Raw genomic sequence first — 20,695 nt, forward strand, 5'->3', positions numbered from 1 at the left:
AGAAGTCCGTAAAAAGGTGCTCTATAAGTTCAAAAGACGAAGTGAACCGCCTGTGGGAAGGGAGTCCGAGGGGCACATAGTACCTAAGAACCTAAAGACAACATAACTTTAGGGAGGGAAGGAGTCCTGCTTTGTTTACGCTCTTAAAGGAGGTACGAGTGAGTGAATGCCAAAAGGCTAACGACACCAAAGGAAAAAGTTCAACAACTCCAGAGAAAGCTATGTCATGCTGCCAAGGAAAACAAGAAACGTAAGTTTCACGCACTATATGACAAAGTGTACCGAGAGGATATCCTTCTAGAAGCATGGCGAAGAGTCCGTGCGAATAAAGGCTCAGCTGGAGTGGATGCAATAACCATTGCAGAAATTGAAAGGCAAGGCGAAGTGGAATTTCTTCAAGAATGTCAGCAAGTTTTACGAGAGGGCAACTACCAACCGCAACCTGTCAGAAGACACTACATCCCGAAAAAGGATGGAAAACAGCGACCTTTAGGAATCCCAACGGTACGAGATCGAGTCATACAGATGGCAACGAAGCTCGTGATTGAACCCATCTTCGAAATGGATTTTCAAGAAGTATCTTTTGGTTTTCGACCAAAAAGAAGTGCCAAACAAGCGCTCGACCGCATCCGGAAAGCCTGTAACCGCAAAGGAAATTGGGTATTAGACGTCGATATCCAAGGTTACTTCGATAACATTAACCAAGAGAAACTCATGAAGTTGGTAGAAATGCGTATCAACGACAGAAGAGTATTGAAGTTAATAAGGAAGTGGCTTAGTGCAGGAGTTATGGAGGAAGGAAGTATCCGTCGGTCAGATTTAGGCACACCACAAGGCGGTGTAATCTCTCCACTACTAGCGAATATTTACTTAAATTATTTCGACTTGGTATGGAAAAAGCACGGAAATGGACTCGGGGAATTAACAAGGTATGCAGATGATTTGGTGATTGTTTGCAAGACGAAGAAAGACGCAGAACAAGCCTACAAGCTTGTCCAAACCATAATGGAGCGACTGGAATTAACCCTGCATCCAACCAAAACGCGAATAGTGGGCATATGGACGGGAGATGAAGGATTCGACTTCTTAGGAATGCACCACCGAAAAACAAAAGCGGAAACCTCGCAAGGAAAAGTATACTTTACAACTCAGCAATGGTTAACGAAGAAGGCAGAAGAACGTATTCGAGAAGTGGTCAAAGAACGATTAGCTCCGCCAAGAATGCGAGTGAGGTCGTTTCAAGAACATGTAGAATGGCTCAACCCGAAAATACAGGGATGGAGAAATTACTACTATACGAACTATAGCCAGAAGAGATTAGCCAAACTGGATTGGTATATTCTACAGAGGTTTGCAAGATGGTACGCCAAGAAAAGACAAAGAAGAAGATGGATAGGGACTTTAAACGAAGTGAAGTTCATTGCCAAACAGTGTGGATTAAAAACATTATTGTAGACCGTATGCGCATGAAAGAAGAACATCGGAAAGCCGTATGAGGGAAAACCTCACGTACGGTTTGATGAGGAGGGGCTGATTTTAATCAGTCCTTTACTCTAGCATAGGAAGAAGCCACGCCCTTCATTGTTAGACGCGTTTGTAAGCGACGACCCGGATTCTTCGATAATCCATCACCCAGCGGCCATCCTGAAATAATGTCGGTCTAAGTTTTTGTTCCATATAAGAGAGGACTTCTTCTCGTTCAGATGGTGTTAGGACACTTAAGATTCCATTAGCAAAAGTGTTCAGCCAGGACTGGAACCCTTGCACTCCAGCCTCTAGTGGGGTTGGACGGTCGAAACAAAGGGCGAGGTCAACAGTCAGTCCATGTTGTTCTAGTAGTGTTGTATATTGTCCGATGCTAGGGAAGTACCAAGGTAATTGAAGCTTATCACTACACCCTATAGCGGCAAAAGCATTTGGAAGCTCAGTGACAATAGAAGCGATATTGCCCAGCCCACCGAACTCGGCAACAAAACGTCCGCCTGTTCGTAGGCTAGTTGTGATAGAAGCAGCTGCTCCGTTCGCGTCGGTCAACCAGTGTAGAGCAGCGTTGCTGAACACGGCATCGACTGGCTGTTCCGCCACATAGTTTTGCCCATCTGCTAAGATGAAGTTTAGCTGGGGATGTTTGTCACGGGCAGTCTGAATCATTTCGGCTGAAGCATCAATACCTGTTACAGTGGCACCACTAGCAGCGATGGCTGCTGCCAAATCACCAGTTCCGCAGCCCCAATCAACAATTTGTTCGCCAGGCTGGGGGCGAAGAAGTTCAATCAATGACTCTCCAAACTGAGACACAAAGGCCATATCAGTATCATAGGTTCCGGTGTTCCACTGCTGGTTCATACGTATTCGTCCTTTCTGGTTTGGAATTACAGTGATATTTCCGACGTAGCACATTCTTTAATTATGTTGTATCATAACAGCCTCTTATAAGTGAAATATATAAACTGAATAACTGTGATTGGTTATGCCTATGGGGATTGAATATGTTATATCGCTGTTGTTAGATTTATCTGTACATCGATTTTAAAATATGTTGCTATTTATCCGAAAAAAGAGTATAGTCTTATGTACAGTGATTATTTCATTGGTGTACATAATGTGCGGTCGTGGCGGAATTGGCAGACGCGCACGGTTCAGGTCCGTGTGGTAGCAATATCGTGGAGGTTCGAGTCCTCTCGACCGCATCATCAAATAGGCTTATACAATTGCTCTTGGGCAGTTGTATAAGCCTATTTTTTATGTCTGAAGAAAGTGATGGTGGTCCAATTCTAGCGGCTTCTAAGTCCGATACACCCCATGCGTAGTGGAAGGAATAGATTTAATTAGATGGGGTAGATCCAAGTTGAGGGGATTGCGATCATGAACCGTCTATATCCATGGGCTATAGGCTTTTTTTCGTGGTTATGATCGGTTAGGTTTACTAAAAATAGGTATTTTTGTATTGACAATTATATCGGCTTCCGTAATAATATTATTACGGTAACCGATATATCGCTAACAGTAATAGAATGGAGATGGAATCATGCCTGAAAGCTCAGAAAGAGGAGCCTTAACGGAAGCTGTATTTTACATTTTATTGTCTTTATACACCGCAATGCACGGTTACGCGATTATGCAGAATGTGAAGGATTTAAGTCATGGTCGAGTGGAACTTGGAGCGGGCACTTTATATGGAGCTATCAACACCTTGCTTGAGAAAAACTGGATAAGAGCTATAGAAGGGGAAGAAGGCTCCCGAAGAAAGGAATACGAAATTACTGAATTAGGGAAGACAGTGATTCAGGGGGAGCTTATCCGGTTGGAAGAACTGATTGCTAATGGGAAGAGAATAGCTGGAGGTGAGTCCAAATGAAACATGTGGTTCGCAAGCTGTTTTGGGATTTTGAGAAGGAAGAACAGTGGCTTAATGAAATGTCTGCCAAAGGGTTAGCCCTTTCAAGCTACTCCTTTTGTAAATATGTGTTTACTGACTCGCCTAAGAATGAGTATACGTATAGAATTGAGCTTTTAGATAATGTGCCTACTCATCCGGAAAGCATGGCATACCTCAAGTTTCTAGAAGAAAATGGAGTAGAGTGTGTTAGCAGCTATGTTCGCTGGATTTATCTTAGAAAGAAGTCATCCGAAGGTGCGTTTGATATTTACACAGATCTGGAATCCAAAATAATACACTTTAAGCGAATCAATACACTTTGGAATTCTGTCATGTGGTTAGAGTTCATTGTTGGTTTAGCCAACATTCTCATTGGGGTAACGAATTATTTTAATTCATCTAGCAGAATTAGTTTGATAAACGTTGTTCTAGGCGGGCTTTTAATCCTTTTAGGACTTGTTTTTTTAAGAGCAGGCGCACCTATCCGTAAGAAAATTAAGAAGCTTCAGCAAGAGAATTTAATAAGAGAATAGTCCTTATTCTTGTGATATGTATAAACAGCAGTTTTCCTGATTACTCGGGACTTGTTGTTTATTTTTTTGTCTATGACGATAACGCGCAATCTCATTGCTTTTCACCGGCCTATCATTTAGGACTCAACTATCAAGCTTAATTACCGAAAAAAAGGTATACTGGAATAGATTACGAAATTGTAATAAAGTTTGTCCCCATACCAAAAGAGGAGGCTGCACAGGTGTCTGAATTTCTTTTTAAGCAACTATACTTACGGTCTTCTATAGGGGTTGCTGTAGTCTCTCCCAAGGAAGGGACCTTGATTCAATCCAATCCAGCACTTTGCCATATGCTTGGTTACTCTGAAGAAGAGCTTTTAAATATGGGCTATCTAGATCTTATTTATCCAGACGATGTAGCTGAAGATGATCATTACGTTATCCTGAACAATCTCTTAGCAGATCCTGGGACCGCAATAGAGTTAGAAAGACGGTTCTTATGTAAGGGTGGCGAGATAATCTGGGTAGCTCAACATATATTTCTGATTCTTCAGGAGAACTCTAGTGAACCCCTTGTCTTGATCTCAGAACTTACGGATATCACAGACCGAAGGCTTGCGGAAGATAAGATTCAGGAAGATCAGCATTTATATAATTTGATCACACAAAATACGCCGGATATGATTTCTTTTGGCGGACCAGATGGTACACTGCACTACGTTTCTCCTTCAGTGGAGTTGTTGCTAGGATATCCTCCAGATGAAATGATCGGTACGAAAAGACCTGAGTATTATCACGCAGAAGATGCCCTTGAAATGACAAAACACGGAAAGCTCTATTCTGATACGGATGTGTATACACGCAGGGCCCGGCATAAAGACGGACATTATTTGTGGATTGAGAGCAGCTCACAGGTGGTACGTGATGAGCAGGGGGAAATCAAGCAGATATTAACGATCGGCCGTGATATTACGCAGCGTAAGAAATATGAGGATATGCTGGCGCAAGCCCAATATCTTGCGAAAATGGGATCGTGGGAATGGGATGCGACGAAAACGCGGTTGACGGTTTCTAGAGAGATGCGTAACATTTTTGGCTTTTCATTGGACGACAGCAATCATTCCTATTTTGATTACAAACGAGTGCTTTCCTGTATTGATCCAGATGATTTTACTAGACTTCAAAAGCTGGTTCACCAGTCTTTAGCGAATGGGACGAATGGCGAAGTTATGGTTCGAATTAAAAGTGCAGATGGAAAATTGAAGTTTCTGGATGCACACTGGGAAGTGACTAAAGATGAGGAAGGAAGAGTGCTACAGATCAGTGGGATTGCCCAGGATGTGACTGAACGTCATCGTATGGAGGAACAGATGCGTGATAGTGAGCAGAATTACCGACTCCTGTCGGAAAATTCAATGGATTTCATTTCACGTAATACAGCGGACGGAGACCTCATCTATCTGTATGCATCACCCATTTGCCAGACGATGTTCGGCTATACACCGGAAGAAATGTACGAAACGAGAGGTATTGATTACATACATCCTGAAGACAAGGAGAAAGTGGTGTCCTATCTTAGCAACTGTATGGAAGGAAAGAAGCTCGACCCTGTGACCTTTCGGTTTCTGTGCAAAGATGGAACGTACATTTGGACGGAAACAACACTTCGCTATATTTACTCGGAGACCTTTGGAGGACGGGAGCTTGTGTGTGTAACCCGGGACATTGCGGAACGGGCGCGGCATTTTGAAGAAATAGAGAAGTTAAGTAACGAGCATGCTCTAATATTGAATTCGGTATCTGAAGGCATATTTGGTATGAATCTTGAAGGGGATACGATGTTCATCAATCCAGCGGCGATTACTATGCTAGGATACGATCCAACGGAATGGTTGAACAGCAAATTCCATACGATTCATCAGACTTGGCTGGATAATGAGCCATTCTTGGGCCTTCAGAAGACGCTGATTCCCTCGCACTTCAATAATCGCTCTTTTGATGAGAAAGAGGGTGTGTTTTGGAGGCAAGATGGTTCCAGCTTTTTGGTCAGATATCACATGACTCCTCTTTTTGATGGAGAAGAGCGGATCGGGGCTGTAGTGGTTTTCCGAGATATCACAGAAGAGAAGGAGATTGTGCGAGCGAAGGAGTCTGCAGAGGAAGCGGATCGGGCGAAATCGGAGTTTCTAGCGATCATGAGCCATGAGCTGCGTACGCCTATGAACGGTATTATAGGAATGGCAGACTTGCTCTCAGGGACAGAGCTAAATGAAGAGCAGAGCTACTACACACAAATCATTACAAGTAGCGGAGAAGCATTGCTTCATATTTTGAATGAAGTGCTGGATTTCAGCAAAATTGAAGCAGGCATGATGACACTTGAACTGCAAATGGTGGATTTGCGTGAAGTGATACAGAACGTTAGTGAGCTATTCTATCCGAAGGTCAAAGAGAAAGGGTTGTTACTGACTATCGATATTGCACCTGATCTTCCATTTGTCATTGTGACGGATGAGGCGAGATTGCGCCAAATTCTCGTGAACTTAGTGGGAAATGCGGTGAAATTTACGGAGACAGGTGAAATTAGTATTTCTGCCAGCCTGGAGGCTTCTCGAAAGTCAGGAAATATTATCGTTAAATTCATGGTTAAAGATACGGGCTTGGGGATCCCGGTTGCCAGTCAAGGGTTATTGTTTCAATCGTTCTCGCAATTGCATCCTTCCATTAATCGAAAATATGGCGGAACAGGACTTGGACTGGCCATTAGCAAAAAGCTGGTGGAGCTGCTCGGAGGAGCGATTGGTGTGAGGAGTTGTGAGGAACATGGTTCAGAGTTCTTTTTCACCGTGGAGGTTTCTTTGCCGAAAGAGGAATGGAATCAGAAGGTTACGCTCCACCCTTCAGTGGACACAGACAAAAGCAATAAACCTAACGCCAAAGCATCTGATACGGGAGAATATGGACCGATGTCTATTCTCATCGCTGAAGATCATCCTGTGAATCAGCAACTGATGCTGGCGTATATGAAAAAGAGGGGATACTTCCCTGACATTGCATCCAATGGCGAGGAAGCGGTTCGAGCTGTGCTGTCCAAGGATTATGATCTCGTCTTTATGGATATTCAGATGCCTATTATGGATGGGATAGAAGCAACAGGAATCATACGTGAGAAGCTTGGGCTGTCTCCCATTATTATTGCAGCCACAGCTTTTGCCAGAAATGAAGATAAAGACATGTGTCTGAGTGCAGGAATGCAGGATTTCATCTCCAAGCCTATCTCCATAAAGGAGCTTGACAGAGTGTTAAAAGATTGGTCTCCTCGGATTCGTTAAGGATGAGGAGTGTCATTGACAAAAGGGCGTAAGATTAATATATTTGTAATCGTAATTATTACGAATATATTGTCAATGAAAGGATCCATACCTTGTTAAAGATGAAGCGTGGCGATTTTGTAATCATTTTTTTAGCTCTATTCGCAGCGGGTTTGATTTACGGAATCAAGTGGTGGGACACCCATAATGAACAGTATCAACAAGGCGATTTGAAAGCTATAATTACGGTCGATGGTAAGGAATACAAGACCGTATCTTTGACTAAAGAAGAGCAAATTATAGATATTCAATCGAAGTTTGGTCACAATACCTTAAAGGTATTTGATTACGGGATCCAAATGACGTATTCTGACGCTCCTTTGCGAATCGCTTTGGAAATGGGGTTTATCTCTAGGCCAAAGCAGCAAATCATCTGTATACCCGCCCGTATTATGGTTGAAGTATTTAACCCTAACCGGTCTGTGAATGATGAGAATGAGCTGGACGCAATTATTTAGTAGATTTGGCCGTATTCGTCAAAGCTTTCCATGCGGTGATGGAGTCAGCACTCGTGTAAATGTAGGGTGTTGTTGGTTGCGCGATAGGTGTAATTGCTTCTGCGCGTATTTGCATCATTTCTTGGCCTTTGTATTGCACAATTTGAAGCTTGCCCCGAACCTCTATCCAGGTATCGGTGGGCAAGCTTTTTAATTTGCCGGAATCAACCAACATCCCAAACGGAGTAGCATCGGCGGTACAGCACTGAACCAGAAATCTGCCAATGGCAAAAGCATTCTCTGGCGTTTCACTGTCATCGCGATATAGAAAACCGGAAACGGAAATTTCTTTGCCTTCAAATTGTTGTTTATACATGTCAATAGCGCCTAGTGTTTCAGAAAAAATATCAGAATACACAGGGATAGTAGGCTGCGCATATAGAATCTTAGCTAGCTCAGTGAGCTCCTCATGATAAGGATCAATCGATTCGAATCTAACAGCGTTGGTAGTCTCTGATGGTAAAGAGGAGAACGAAATCCCCTTTTTACTAGCGGCCATACTTCCCAAGGCACGATCAGGAAGTGCAAATCCAAGCAGCAATGGAAACAGGAATAACCCATAAAGCGCTGTACTTTTAAATATGGAATGAGGGAGGCGATGCTCGCAGTCACATAGCACATTTCCCTTACCAAATAAGGCTTGAATGGCCAAGCTGAGCGCCATTAGTGTCAGAGGAATCGGACATAACTGAACCCAGCGTGCTAGCTTAGGCGCTACATAATAATGCAAAGCGTCCTGCTGCACTAAATGCCCAATATAGAGAGCAAAGGCGAGCAGAATGACCGCCCTTAACAAATAGTGAAATCGGATGCTTCGAGAGTCATTCATGCGCTTCCTCCTAACAATGGGGTAAGCATCTGCTTGCCACCTCTATGATTACAGCCATAAAGACATGAGTACGGCTCCGATAAATACGCTCGAAAAGATAAGAAAGAACAGATAAAGAGCGAATTTGGTCTTAAACAGCGAGAGTAACATCAATGAATTTTTGAAATCTAACATCGGCCCAAATACCATAAAAGCGAGCAGTGCTCCTGCTGGAAAAGAATGTACAAAGGTGGAAGCTACAAAGGCATCTGAGGTGGAACAGAGCGAAAGCACAAATGCCAGTCCCATCATGAAAAAATAAGACCCGAGCGGCTTATCTCCGATCGCAGCCAAACTGTCCTGAACCATAAACGTCTGAATGCCAGCGGTCAATAGGCAGCCAATGATTAAGTATTTTCCCATCTCGAAAAACTCATCCGAGGTATGCACGAAGACGGCGGCTAACTTTCCTCCACGAGAATTATTATGATGAGTGTTATCGGTTTCCCGCTGAACGCTAAGGCGTATCGGCGACTTTTTCACCGTTGCATAGATAATCAAACCTATAATACAGGCGACTACAAAAGCTAGACCCATCCGGGCATAGGCCAGTTCTGAGTGGTTGCGAAATGCCGTCAGTGTTGCTCCGTAGACGACTGGATTTAGGATGGGTCCGGATAAAATAAACACGATCGCCACGTAGACAGGCATCCCCTTATGGATTAGTCGACGGACGAGAGGGATCATTCCACATTCGCATACTGGAAAAATAATTCCGAGCAGGCAAGCGAATAAAATGGCCGGAAGCGCCTGCCGTGGAATCCAACGGGAGATCATTTCATCTGGGATAAAGACACGAAGCAGCGAGGATAATAAAGCTCCTGCTAACACAAACGGCAAGGCTTCTAGCAAAATCCCGATAAAGCCGGTTTTGAACGTGTCAATATACGCGTTATCTAGTAGCTCCAGTTGATTTGGCACCCATATAAAACCAATGATAATCAGGAATGAGATCGGTAGAAGCAGCGGCAGTAGTTTTAAAGGGGAAAGGGTAGTCAAGGTTCGAATAAGGTGGACCACCGATCTGCCAGCAGTTCCTCATCTAAATTTATCCCGATGAATACCACATAAGGCATTCCAGGGTAACGTGATGCCTCCCAGCTTGTACGCATTCCCGCATATTGGACAAGTTGAACCGGTTCCTGTTCGGACAAAAGGATATGGCCTTTGGCACGGAGCAGGTTGTCACCCCATTCTTGAAAGAAAGCCTCTAGCTGTTCTTTGGAAGGCATTTTAGTCCCTGCTTGCGGAATGGTTAACGTGATGGCGGTCACTTGGGAAAAAGAAGCGTGGGGCTCTTCTTGCCGTTCTTTTACTGCTGTAGCTCCCTGTTCTGAATTCATTTGTTTAAGAGTTGCGCCTTTAAAGGTTTGAGGTGCTCGTTGTGGCGCGGGAGCGATGATTTTACGTGGGGTGATTCCTGATAATATCGGTGAAAGGTTGATTTCGCTGTAATGGGTATAAACGATTTCGGCCTCTGTATTTTGTTTTCGGACACCTTTTTCAATTCGCCATAAGGTTTCAGGCTCTACAAGATCGCTCTTATTAACGACAATGAGATCAGCGGTGGACAGCTGCTTGCGAAGGGTACGAACCAGCTGTTTGTCAGAGGAGAGTCTGCTGTTATATTCCAAGGCGTTTTCTGCATCCAATAAGGTGATCGTAAAATGCAATTCGACCCTTTCTTGTAGAGCGGCTTCTTGTAATGTTTTGGCGATTTCTTCCGGATTCGCTACGCCAGTAAGCTCGATATAAATAGCATCGGGGCGTCCTCTTAGCAGTACCAGCAGGCTGTCTGCCAAATCCTCTTTACGGCTACAGCATACACATCCGTCCAGTAGCTTAGTCACGGTTGTACCCGTATGCTCCTGCAGAATATACCCATCTACATCTCTCTTTCCCAGCTCATTCATAACTACGCCAGGGTTCAGACCTCTTACCTTGCTCTCTTTCAGCAGGGACAACAGCAGAGTTGTCTTCCCGCTCCCCAGAAACCCGCTCAAAATAATTACTGGTATCTTCATGATCTCCACTCCTGCCTGATCCTCTTGGAAATACAAGAATCATATTTTTATATTTCCATCTATACGTGATTTGTCCGTAAGAAAGACCACAAAATTAAGAGAGTTGGAATTTTTACAAGATCATAGTTGACAGATTGTGAATAAAACGTGTACGATATGTTAATCGTAATTATTACGATTTAAAAAAGGAGATGGAACAATGAGAGTAATCATTACTTTGGCATGCACGGAGACAGGAGATCGTAACTATACCACTACCAAGAATAAGCGAAATCACCCAGAACGTATGGAAATGAAGAAATATTGTCCACGTCTGAAAAGAGTTACATTACATCGCGAAACACGGTAGGAGCTATAAATACCCAACATAAATGCTAATCAATGATAGGAGTGATCGGAATGAAAAAAATCCCCGTTACGGTGCTAAGTGGCTACTTAGGCTCAGGAAAAACAACACTGCTAAATCATGTCTTGCACAACCGTGAAGGCTTGAAAGTTGCTGTTATCGTTAACGATATGAGTGAAGTGAATGTGGACGCCAACCTGGTGAAGTCAGGTAATGTACTTTCTAGAACGGAAGAGAAATTAGTGGAAATGTCTAACGGTTGTATCTGCTGTACACTCCGCGACGATTTGATTGTCGAAGTACAAAAGCTGGCAGCTGAAGGCCGTTTTGATTATATCCTCATTGAATCATCTGGCATTAGCGAGCCTGTTCCGGTGGCACAGACTTTTACTTATGCGAACCCAGAACTGGATATTGATTTGACTTCACTCGCTCAATTGGACACGATGGTGACCGTTGTGGATGCTGGCCGATTCTGGCATGACTTCTCTTCTGGTGATAGTCTGATCGATCGTAATCAAACGGCTGGCGAAGACGATTATCGCGATATTGTGGATTTGCTCATTGATCAGATCGAAACTTGTGATGTGTTATTGCTTAATAAGTGTGATCTGCTAGAAGAAAAAGAGCTTAACAAGCTTGAAGCTGTGCTTCGCAAACTTCAGCCGACAGCCAAGCTGATCCGTACGGTTAACGGAGTGGTAGATCCGAAGGAGATTCTTAATACTGGATTATTTGATTTTGAAAAAACAAGCTTGTCCTCCGGTTGGATTACGGAGCTTAACAAGGAGACACATACGCCTGAGACGGAGGAATACGGAATATCTTCTTTTGTCTATCGCCGGAGAACCCCCTTTCATCCGCAAAGGTTAAGTTTTTTCTTTAGTCACTGGCCGAAGGAAGTTGTCAGAGCGAAAGGGATTGTATGGGTTGCCGCAGAGGGTGATCTTGCAGCGAGTATCAGCCAGGCTGGACCCTCGATTCAGTTCGGACCTGCCGGCTACTGGCTAGTTACAATGCCTGAGGATCAGCAGCAGGAGGTATTGGAAAGCGAACCTGAAATGAAAGCCAAGTGGGATGAGCTGTGGGGCGATCGAATGAATGAAATCGTGTTTATCGGTGTTAGTATGGACTCAGCACAAATCGAAGCAAGATTGGATCGATGTTTGTTGACGAAAGATGAGTTGAAGCAGGATTGGACAACGTTTAATAATCCACTTCCGTGGCCTGTTGAAGAACTCCTTGCGGCAGCGGCTGAGGAATAGAAATTCAGATGAAATAGCAGATGAAAATCCGGAATCCAGGAGGTTGAGGTTCCGGATTTTTGCTGTGCAATTATAGTGACTATGAATTATCATAGAAGGAATATATTTCAATTAAAAATAGAGGTGATGCCCATGAGTTATACAAACACTTTCATACGTGTAGCAGAGGATTGTCCTGAGGAAACGGGAATCCCGCCGATGTCTTGTCGTACACTCCCGCCTGCGCATGTGATTCAATATGAGCTGCTTATTAATGAGCCTTACAAATACAATCATGAAGAGCTTCTGTTTGAGGTTCATGTACGCCATAAACAAATTCCGCTAGAAGATCGTGTGACCCGTAGGGAAGAAATATGGAAGGAGCTATTCTCTAGAAACCATCCATGCCTGCGAGCCTCTCTACTTCCGAAGCGATTCGGCTGGGGTGTCCATTACAACAATGAGGGGAAAATAGCCATTTATGGTAAGGAGTCTCCCGAATATGACTATTATACTTCGTATGCTGATGAAGCAGTGAAGCTGCTGCCAGCGATGCGTAATAAGCGGGAACATGGCTAATAAGGAGGAGATAACTTGTATAAAGCGATTGAAGAAATCACACTTAATACTTGGCCAGCGGAGCAGAGCGTTCTCCTGAATGGCTGGGTTCTGCGCACAGCAGCTGGATATACGAAAAGAGCCAATTCGGTCAATCCGTTATACGGAGAAGAAAGCTCTCTTGCGGATCTTACAAAACAAATTAATCTTGCTGAGCAGTACTATAAGGATGCTGGACTAAAGCCAGTATTTAAAATAACGCCGTATATCCAGCCTGCGAACCTGGATGAGGCGCTAGCAGAGCGTGGTTACACAGTTGTCGAGCCATCATCTGTTAGGCTATTAGAACTGGAGGGATTAGCTACTCCTGATCTTCGATATGAGATACAAGTTCAGGAGAGCTTGACTGAAGAGTGGTTAAATGCATTTACAAAGCTCTCTGCGCTCTCAAAAGACAATGGGAGCACCTTAACTAGAATGTTATCCGCTTGTCTTTTGCAGCAGGGCTATATTCTGTTGTTTAACAATGGCGTTCCTACCGCTTGTGGTCTGGGTGTTATTCAGAACGGCTACATAGGTCTCTTCGATATTATCACTGCTTCCGATCAGCGTAGACAAGGTATGGCGGAACAACTGCTGCTTGCATTGCTACACTGGGGCAAGACGCAGGGTGCAACAACCGCTTTTTTGCAGGTTGTACAAGCTAATTCTGGAGCTTCGGCTTTGTACGACAAGCTCGGATTTAAGGAGATATATCAATATTGGTATAGAGTGGTGGGCAATTAAAGCGAAGTGAGGCGATGACGAATGTCCGATTACTGGAACCGGCGGTTCGCTCAGGAAGGAATGATCTGGGGAACTGATCCAAGCCCTACGGCTTTGGAGGCAAAGGAGCTCTTTCGTAAGCATAATGTGAAGTCTGTACTGGTGCCAGGAGCAGGTTATGGACGGAATACGAAGGTATTCTCCAGTGAATTTGAGACTACTGGTATTGACTTAAGCGGAGCCGCACTTACGATTGCGGCCGAGTGGGACTCCGCATGCTTTTTTATTTCCGGTTCCGTGTTAGACTGCAGTCTCGAGACAAAGGTTGATGCTATCTACTGCTATGACTTGTTACATCTATTTCTTATTGAGGATCGTCGTAGGTTGCTAACAAATTGTCTGGAACAGCTCCATCCCGGAGGTCTGCTTTATTTTACTTCTTTTTCAGATGAGGATCCGAATTACGGCTGTGGAGCATGTTTGGAACCTGCGACCTATGAATATAAAGCAGGAAAGTATGCTCATTTTTTTAGTGAAGCTGATTTAAAACAGCATTTTGAGCACACGGAAATTATAAAGACTGGTACCCATATGGAGATACTTAGAGATCCTCAGGGATCTTCCCATCAATACGTCCTAAGGTCTATATTAGCAAGGAAATCAAACGATCACACGAACTTCCCTTGACCCGGTAACGCCATTTCTTTGAAATTCTTGCATAAATGAGCAAGCTGAGTAGATAATTTTTCACCCTCCATAGGCACCCCATGTCCAGAGAGAACGATTTGAGGATCTAGCAACGCAAGTGTGCGGACCGACTTTTCCGCGTCTTCCCAGTCCGTCGTGAAATAAGAGGGTGGACCGTGCACCACCTGATGCTGTGTAGCCACTGCGAATACGGACTCTTGTTTGACTGTAAGAAAGGTGTCACCAGCAATAAGCACCTTATCTTCTGGTCTGAATAGTGAAGTATGTCCGGGACTATGTCCAGGTGTATGGATCCATTTCCAGCCCTTTGCTCCGGGGACGGTTCTGTCTTCTGGTAATGGATGTATGGATGATCCAAGGTCGATGCCATGATGTGAAAATAATGAGGACACCATACTCATCAGCCCGCCGCCTACGGCCGGATCGGCTGGAGGATAATCCGCTTTACCTGTTAGATAAGGAAGCTCTAGTGGATGAGCATACACAGGTACATTCCATTCCTCAATAAGCTTTTTCACACCCCCGATATGGTCAAAATGCCCATGAGTCAGGATAATTGCCACCGGAGGCTTCTCATACTTCTCCTTAACATAATCTATAATTCTGTTTGTGTAAGAGCTAAGTCCCGTATCTACAATGATCCAGTCCGAATTGGGCTGGCCGATGAATGCGCAATTTACGAACATGGTTCGTAGTCCGATGACACCGGGGGCCACGTCCCAAGTATCGGTGTAGCCTTCAGATAGTATTCCGTCAAGTCTCATCTTACGCCTCCTGTTCCGTTCTTTAGTACTGAACAATGTACCTAAACAGTAGTATGACCCTTTTTTAAGAAAAAAATATGGCAAAAAACCCTTCTCCTAATTAAGGAAGAAGGGCTGGCCTTGAACTTATTAAGCGATAGGATCACATTAGAGCGTTCCGCAGTCTGCAAATAGAATATGTCGTGGAATTCGGAAGAAGGTTTCGGCTTTTTCCTGCAGAGCAGGGGTAGGCAGATGGCTGCTATGCAACCATTTTCGAAACGTCCCGGGATGAACACCTATCCAAATACTTACATCGGTTACGGAAAAATCGTAAACCATACAGAGGCCGGTTAGAATCACATTGCTGCGAGGCGAACTGGTAATACTTCTTTTCATAAATCGTGAAGGAGTTGGTTGACATACAATTGGACTCTGACGAATCAGTGCTTCATTGAACAAAATGTGGGGCGGGTACCCGAGTAGGCGGCAGGTCTTGTCAATGTTATTGTTGGAAGGGATACGACCTTCGTATACCCAGGCGCTTACGCTGCGAGAGGATATACCAAGATCTTCTGCGAGTCGTGAAAGTTTGATATCCTTAGCCATCAATACAGCAAGTAACACACGGTTTCTAATCTGGCTGCGCTTTGGACGGCGGAATCTTTTTACACGAACGCCTTGTCCAAGATATTTGCGGTTGATCAGAGACCACGCCTGGATATTATGAGTTTCTTGTTGGTTACTAGGCATAATTCCTCCGATTTTTTAAAAATATACTACAACACTTTCATATACATCGGCAATGGTTAATGCTGCTATTTCTGACATCACTTTTTAAGTTTCTTCCAGAACGCGTACGCTTATGATATATTTTTAATATCTAATTACAATATTACAACAGGGAGCGAGATAGAATGATCAAGCATATTGTGTTTTTTAAATTGAAGGACCGGTCCGAAGAAAGCGTTGAGGCAACGGTAGCCGTACTGCGAAATATGGAAGGTAAAATCCCGCAGCTCCTTTCGATTGAAGTGGGTGCTGATATCATTCATTCTGATCGATCCTTTGATATTGCTCTAGTTACGGTGGTAGCTTCTCTGGATGATTTACAGGCTTATCAGGTTCATCCGGCGCATAAGGAAGTTATAGCTCATATTAATGAAGTTAAAGAACTTTCAATTGCTGTCGATTACGTAATTTAAGCGATCTGCTGATTAACAAGCATCATCATTTTATACCGGAAGCGGTGACAGGAATGCGTGAGCTCGAGTATCCGATGGAAGCGTTAACTTATTTGGTCGTTTTTCTTGCGGCATGTTTCATTATGTTCTTTTGGCTGAAACGCCGCGGCAAACGCGGTAAGTAGGGATAATGCAGATTTCTCTAACTATTTTTGACATGGGGGTTTTGCTGTGTATTATGTCAACCGCAAACAAATCGAAACCATTCTTGCTCAAATCCCAGATATAACTACAGGTCTTCGGACTGTAACAGCTTCATGGGATGGCAATACTTTAACCGGACTAATACAAGAACGCTGCCTTCATCTGGCGATAGAGGTGGTTACGGACGTTGGTAGTTGTCTGATTGACGGTTTTATTATGCGTGATGCCGGAAGTTATGAGGATATCATTTCAATTATACATGAAGAAAAAGTGCTAGGTAAAAGTGAGATCTACGAGCGATTGATAGAGCTTGTCGCACTTCGTAAGCCGCTCGTGCAGGATTATTTTGCCTGGGAAAGAGAAGCACTACACCCGCTCACACCAATCCTTTCAGAGGTGCTAGAGAAGTTTGCTGTTGAAGTAGGGAATTATTTGGATCAGGAACTTGGGTCCGGTGTAACGCTATAATAGCATAAGATAGAATCATATAAAATAGGCGGTAGCCGTGAAAGAGAGGGGGTTCCTTTATGATGAAGATGGGGCAGGAAAATGGATCGACAAGACACTTGATTATGACGCTCCTGAAGACGAAAGGACCACTGACCATCGGCGCGCTGGCAGAAGAATTGGGAATTACAGAGATGGGTGTCCGTCGTCATGTGCTTCAGCTGGAGCAGGAGGGACTTGCTAAGACAAAAGTGGTTCGGCAAGCGATGGGGCGGCCTTTACATATGTATTCTTTAACGGAGAAGTCCGAAGAGTATTTTCCAAAAAGCTATCACAATCTGGCTTTGGAGCTTCTGCGTGAATTGGATTATGGCAGTGGATTGGAAGCTGTTAATACATTGTTTGAGGGACGCCGTCGCCGGATGCTCACCCAGTATGCACCCATGATGGAACGCCGGAATTTGGAAGAGCGAGTAGCTGAGTTATCGTCGATCCAAAATGCTGGTGGATATATGGCAGAGTGGAACCGTGAAGAGGATGGTTCGTATGTCATAAAAGAATACAACTGCCCGATTCGCCAGGTGGCTACTCAGTATCGTAAAGCTTGTCAATGCGAGCATAGCCTATTTGAGGAATTGCTGGATGCTAAGGTTACACGAAGTGAATGTATGGCAGAAGGCGGACAATGCTGCCGATACGCAATTGCACCCAAAAATGTAACAGACAAAACTTCTGAAAAGTTGTAATAATTAGTCACAAGACAAACTCTTCCTGCTTATGATATAGCAGATATAGGCATTAGCCCGGTAGAGCGGGGAGCAATGAATTTAAAGGAGAGATGAAACGATGAAAAAGGACACAAAAGGTTTGTTATGGGGAGCTTTAGTCGGAAGTGTGGTTGGATCAGTGACAGCACTTCTGTTCGCGCCTAAGCCAGGTAAAGAGCTGCGCAAGGATATTGCGGAAGGAACAGCTGCTGGCATTGAAAAGGTACAGGGAATTGCCGTGCAGGCTGGAGACAAGAGCGTTGAGCTGTATGACAAAGCTAAGGATTCTTTAGGTCATGTAGTCCATGAGGTTCGCGAATGGAGCAAATCATGTTCTACTGCTGCAGAAGAAGATACTGCTACTGTAGCAGTAAGTGGAATTGCTACGGAAGAAACGATTCAAGAGGCAGCGGCCACTTTGGAAGAGGTAACGGAGTTAGAGGTATCGCCTGTAAATGAAGAAGTAAGCAGTGAAGAAGCTAGTCTTGAAGAAGCTCAGCCAGATGACAAGGATAATAACGAAATCGCATAATGAAACAGTGGATGGAGTGTTTGGTTTTACGGTCAAAAAGTACTTATTCTCTTTTAATAGAGCCGCTTTTTCGCATTGGGCGGAAGGTGGCTTTTTTATTTCATTCTTATAGACCTGTTAAATGATGGAAAAAGTCTTGGCTTGAACTAAGAGTCCAAAAGGAGTAATATCTGCAATTGGGGCTGAAAGTCAGGTACATTTTGTTTTCGGCTTACATAAGCTACACAAAACAAGTAGAAGGAAGCGGTGTGTTCGTGCAGCAAGCTATTGCAATATTAGACTCAGGTGTGGGAGGGCTAACAGTTGTCAAAGAAGTGATGAGGCAGCTCCCGCGGGAGAAAATCATTTATTTCGGAGATACGGCCCGAGCTCCGTACGGACCCCGTTCGACCGAGGAAGTAACACTGTTTACAGAACAAATTGTAGATTATTTGATCCAGTTTAATCCTAAAATGATTGTTATCGCTTGTAATACCGCAACAGCAGCGGCACTCGATTATATCTCAGCCAAGGTCTCTATCCCTGTCATTGGGGTGATTCATCCCGGAGCCCGTGCTGCAATTAGCGCGACCAAAAGCGGACATGTCGGCGTGATCGGTACAATAGGAACCATCGGCAGCGGGGCTTATACTAACGCACTAAAGCAGCTGTCTCCTTTTGTTGAGGTTGTAAGTCAAGCCTGCCCAGCACTTGTCCCACTCGTTGAGCAAGGCATGTTCCGCTCTGAGATAAGTTATGAAATTGTAGAGCAGGCATTGGAAGGCATTAAAGATAATAACATCGATACTTTAATTTTAGGATGCACTCATTATCCATTTCTTGTTGAGCCTATTGGAGAGACCATGGGACCGGGAGTCAAACTGATCAGTTCCGCAGATGAGACAGCTCGTGAGATCAGCACGATTTTATACGATAAAGGCAAGCTGTCCATCGGGGATGAAAGTCCAATTCATCAGTTCTTCTGCAGTGGTGATGCTGAAATGTTTCAGCGAATTGCCCGAGACTGGCTTGGAGAACAAATTAAACGTACCCCAGTAGTATGGCAAGTATCCACGTTATAAGCAGAGCAATGTTGAATTGAATAGGGACAAACTCTACGGAGTGTAAGATAAAATAGGCTGGGAAGCATAATTCCCAGCCTATTTTCTTGTGATTCATTTCTCCTTCATGCAGGGTAGTGGCTCTTGCATACAATAGAGTTAAGTGCTGTTTGCTGCTATTTTTGTATCCACCGTATCAGCAATTTAAGGCCGAGAGGATGAGACCTAATGCGACAATATATTGCAAGCAGGGGAGATACCGTAAGCCGAATTGCCGCCCTGCATGGATTAACCCCTGAGCATGTCATTCAAGGCAATCCATGGGTTGGGAGACAGTCTTATTTATATCCGGGCCAGGTTTTATTTCTGCCGTCTTCGCCACGTAAAAGGTATGCGGTGCAGGAAGGGGACGATCTTGAACGCATAACCTCATTATTCAATGTGAGTTTAGATGATTTGGAGAAGCTTAATCCAGGTGTGTCCTCAGGGCGCTTTTGTACACCGGGAAAAGTGCTCGTCATTCCGCCTCCGATTCCAGAGCGAGTGGTATTCTTACGTGGAGAGTACGGTCCGGTTGATGTTGAGAACGATATCAGCAGTCTGATTGCACAATATCCTTTTATACAAGCATATCCAATTGGCAACAGTGTGCTCGGCAAGCCAATTCATGTGCTTAAAATAGGCAATGGAACCCGCCATTTGCATGTTAATGCGGCTCTACATGCTAATGAATGGCTGACCTCGCCTTGCCTGATGTCGTTCATAGAAGAGTATGCAGCAGCTTATGCTAAAGGTTTGGCATGGAATGGTCATCGTCCAGAGGAATGGTACAATAATTGGACCCTATGGGCTGTACCCATGGCTAACCCTGACGGCGTGGAGTTAGTGCAGGAGGGCGTTTTACCAGGCCACCCTTATTATGAGGACCTTATGAAATGGAACGGGGGACGGCGGAGTTTTCGCCATTGGAAGGCCAATATACGCGGTGTGGATCTCGGGGATCAGTTCCCTGCTCATTGGGAAGAGGAACGAGAACGCCGTGGTGTAATCCTGCCCTCTCCGCGTGATTACAGTGGTCCTGAGGCGCTAAGTGAACCTGAGGCAGCCGCTCTAGCGGTACTTGCTGAGAACGCGCCCGGAGAAGCTGCAGTGTCTTTGCATAGCCAAGGAGGAGAAATCTACTGGAATTACCGGGGATATGAGCCTCCCGAAAGCCGCGAATTAGCAACACGGTTGGCCGCTGCGAGCAGCTATCGTGCAGTCGAATTAACTGGCAGCGATGCCGGGTATAAGGATTGGTTCATCCAGACCTTTCGTAAACCAGGATTTACAGTAGAGCTGGGGATCGGTAAAAATCCGTTGCCACTGGCAGATTTTGAGGATATGGCGCTAGAAACGGGTCTAATTTTGGGGACGATACTATCCAATGTGAAATAATTATGAAACAATTACAGTAGACTTGCGTAACATAAACCATAGGGTATGGCCGCTGTCGTCACTACATGT

Annotated in this window: 22 protein-coding genes and 1 tRNA gene; 17 read left to right on the forward strand and 6 right to left on the reverse strand. The window is 44.4% G+C overall.

Annotated elements, in window-relative coordinates; genetic code table 11:
• Positions 1-162 precede the first annotated feature (162 nt).
• Positions 163-1,455 (forward strand): group II intron reverse transcriptase/maturase, encoded by a 1,293-nt coding sequence (ltrA, locus tag NYE25_RS00005; protein WP_341144791.1) that lies wholly within the window; start codon positions 163-165, stop codon positions 1,453-1,455.
• Positions 1,456-1,584: 129 nt separating this feature from the next.
• On the opposite strand, the gene NYE25_RS00010 is transcribed toward ltrA, so the two are convergent.
• Positions 1,585-2,346, reverse strand: a complete 762-nt coding sequence (locus tag NYE25_RS00010) for a class I SAM-dependent methyltransferase (protein WP_341144792.1) — start codon at positions 2,344-2,346, stop codon at positions 1,585-1,587.
• 260 nt (positions 2,347-2,606) lie between these two features.
• Between NYE25_RS00010 and NYE25_RS00015 the strand changes: the two genes are divergently transcribed.
• The 5 genes from NYE25_RS00015 to NYE25_RS00035 all read left to right on the forward strand — a co-directional run bounded on the left by NYE25_RS00015 (position 2,607) and on the right by NYE25_RS00035 (position 7,720).
• Positions 2,607-2,690 (forward strand) — tRNA-Leu (locus NYE25_RS00015).
• Positions 2,691-3,028: 338 nt separating this feature from the next.
• The gene (locus NYE25_RS00020; protein ID WP_042186765.1) at positions 3,029-3,358 is read left to right on the forward strand and encodes a PadR family transcriptional regulator; all 330 of its coding nucleotides are present in this window, start codon (positions 3,029-3,031) and stop codon (positions 3,356-3,358) included.
• The gene (locus NYE25_RS00025; protein WP_341144793.1) at positions 3,355-3,912 is read left to right on the forward strand and encodes a DUF2812 domain-containing protein; all 558 of its coding nucleotides are present in this window, start codon (positions 3,355-3,357) and stop codon (positions 3,910-3,912) included. Before NYE25_RS00020 ends, NYE25_RS00025 begins: the two co-directional genes overlap by 4 nt.
• A gap of 221 nt (positions 3,913-4,133) precedes the next feature.
• Entirely contained in the window at positions 4,134-7,223 is a 3,090-nt protein-coding gene (locus NYE25_RS00030) for a PAS domain S-box protein (protein WP_341144794.1), read from the forward strand.
• Between the two features lie 101 nt (positions 7,224-7,324).
• Positions 7,325-7,720 carry a NusG domain II-containing protein gene (locus tag NYE25_RS00035; protein ID WP_341055596.1) on the forward strand — a complete coding sequence of 132 codons (396 nt, stop codon included), beginning with the start codon at positions 7,325-7,327 and terminating at the stop codon, positions 7,718-7,720.
• Here NYE25_RS00035 and NYE25_RS00040 read toward each other — a convergent pair.
• The 3 genes from NYE25_RS00040 to NYE25_RS00050 form a co-directional block, all read right to left on the reverse strand.
• Positions 7,713-8,588, reverse strand: a complete 876-nt coding sequence (locus NYE25_RS00040; RefSeq protein ID WP_341144795.1) for a TIGR03943 family putative permease subunit — start codon at positions 8,586-8,588, stop codon at positions 7,713-7,715. The genes NYE25_RS00035 and NYE25_RS00040 overlap by 8 nt on opposite strands.
• A 48-nt stretch (positions 8,589-8,636) precedes the next feature.
• Entirely contained in the window at positions 8,637-9,554 is a 918-nt protein-coding gene (locus NYE25_RS00045) for a permease (protein WP_371915715.1), read from the reverse strand.
• A 68-nt stretch (positions 9,555-9,622) separates the two neighbouring features.
• Positions 9,623-10,651 carry a CobW family GTP-binding protein gene (locus tag NYE25_RS00050; protein WP_341053655.1) on the reverse strand — a complete coding sequence of 343 codons (1,029 nt, stop codon included), beginning with the start codon at positions 10,649-10,651 and terminating at the stop codon, positions 9,623-9,625.
• Positions 10,652-10,850: 199 nt separating this feature from the next.
• On the opposite strand from NYE25_RS00050, the gene rpmG reads away from it, so the two are divergent.
• The 5 genes from rpmG (at position 10,851) to NYE25_RS00075 (ending at position 14,251) form a co-directional block, all read left to right on the forward strand.
• Positions 10,851-11,000 (forward strand): 50S ribosomal protein L33, encoded by a 150-nt coding sequence (gene rpmG, locus NYE25_RS00055; protein WP_076283195.1) that lies wholly within the window; start codon positions 10,851-10,853, stop codon positions 10,998-11,000.
• Between the two features lie 50 nt (positions 11,001-11,050).
• On the forward strand, positions 11,051-12,262 hold the full coding sequence (locus tag NYE25_RS00060; protein ID WP_341144796.1) for a GTP-binding protein: 1,212 nt from the start codon (positions 11,051-11,053) through the stop codon (positions 12,260-12,262).
• 132 nt (positions 12,263-12,394) lie between these two features.
• Positions 12,395-12,820: a DUF6157 family protein gene (locus NYE25_RS00065; protein ID WP_341053657.1), complete on the forward strand. Its 426-nt coding sequence runs from the start codon at positions 12,395-12,397 to the stop codon at positions 12,818-12,820.
• A 15-nt stretch (positions 12,821-12,835) separates the two neighbouring features.
• Positions 12,836-13,585, forward strand: coding sequence for a GNAT family N-acetyltransferase (locus NYE25_RS00070; protein ID WP_341144797.1), 750 nt, complete (start codon positions 12,836-12,838; stop codon positions 13,583-13,585).
• A gap of 21 nt (positions 13,586-13,606) precedes the next feature.
• On the forward strand, positions 13,607-14,251 hold the full coding sequence (locus NYE25_RS00075; RefSeq protein WP_341144798.1) for a class I SAM-dependent methyltransferase: 645 nt from the start codon (positions 13,607-13,609) through the stop codon (positions 14,249-14,251).
• Here the strand turns inward: NYE25_RS00075 and NYE25_RS00080 are convergent.
• Positions 14,233-15,036 (reverse strand): MBL fold metallo-hydrolase, encoded by an 804-nt coding sequence (locus NYE25_RS00080; RefSeq protein WP_341144799.1) that lies wholly within the window; start codon positions 15,034-15,036, stop codon positions 14,233-14,235. The two genes, NYE25_RS00075 and NYE25_RS00080, sit on opposite strands and share 19 nt — an antisense overlap.
• A 147-nt stretch (positions 15,037-15,183) precedes the next feature.
• Positions 15,184-15,768 carry a helix-turn-helix domain-containing protein gene (locus NYE25_RS00085; protein WP_076283191.1) on the reverse strand — a complete coding sequence of 195 codons (585 nt, stop codon included), beginning with the start codon at positions 15,766-15,768 and terminating at the stop codon, positions 15,184-15,186.
• A 164-nt stretch (positions 15,769-15,932) separates the two neighbouring features.
• On the opposite strand from NYE25_RS00085, the gene NYE25_RS00090 reads away from it, so the two are divergent.
• From NYE25_RS00090 to NYE25_RS00115, 6 genes are all read left to right on the forward strand, one after another.
• Positions 15,933-16,220 (forward strand): Dabb family protein, encoded by a 288-nt coding sequence (locus NYE25_RS00090; protein ID WP_341144800.1) that lies wholly within the window; start codon positions 15,933-15,935, stop codon positions 16,218-16,220.
• 210 nt (positions 16,221-16,430) lie between these two features.
• The gene (locus NYE25_RS00095) at positions 16,431-16,871 is read left to right on the forward strand and encodes a DUF86 domain-containing protein (protein WP_042186787.1); all 441 of its coding nucleotides are present in this window, start codon (positions 16,431-16,433) and stop codon (positions 16,869-16,871) included.
• Between the two features lie 59 nt (positions 16,872-16,930).
• Positions 16,931-17,596: a helix-turn-helix transcriptional regulator gene (locus tag NYE25_RS00100; protein ID WP_341053662.1), complete on the forward strand. Its 666-nt coding sequence runs from the start codon at positions 16,931-16,933 to the stop codon at positions 17,594-17,596.
• A gap of 100 nt (positions 17,597-17,696) precedes the next feature.
• On the forward strand, positions 17,697-18,149 hold the full coding sequence (locus NYE25_RS00105) for a YtxH domain-containing protein (protein ID WP_341144801.1): 453 nt from the start codon (positions 17,697-17,699) through the stop codon (positions 18,147-18,149).
• Between the two features lie 254 nt (positions 18,150-18,403).
• The gene (gene racE / locus NYE25_RS00110; protein WP_076283405.1) at positions 18,404-19,210 is read left to right on the forward strand and encodes a glutamate racemase; all 807 of its coding nucleotides are present in this window, start codon (positions 18,404-18,406) and stop codon (positions 19,208-19,210) included.
• Between the two features lie 207 nt (positions 19,211-19,417).
• A complete protein-coding gene (locus NYE25_RS00115; protein WP_076298551.1) occupies positions 19,418-20,626 on the forward strand; it encodes a M14 family metallopeptidase in 1,209 nt (402 codons plus the stop codon).
• Positions 20,627-20,695 lie beyond the last annotated feature (69 nt).

Source organism: Paenibacillus sp. FSL E2-8871 (assembly GCF_038000345.1).
Taxonomy (GTDB): Bacteria; Bacillota; Bacilli; order Paenibacillales; family Paenibacillaceae; genus Paenibacillus_AQ.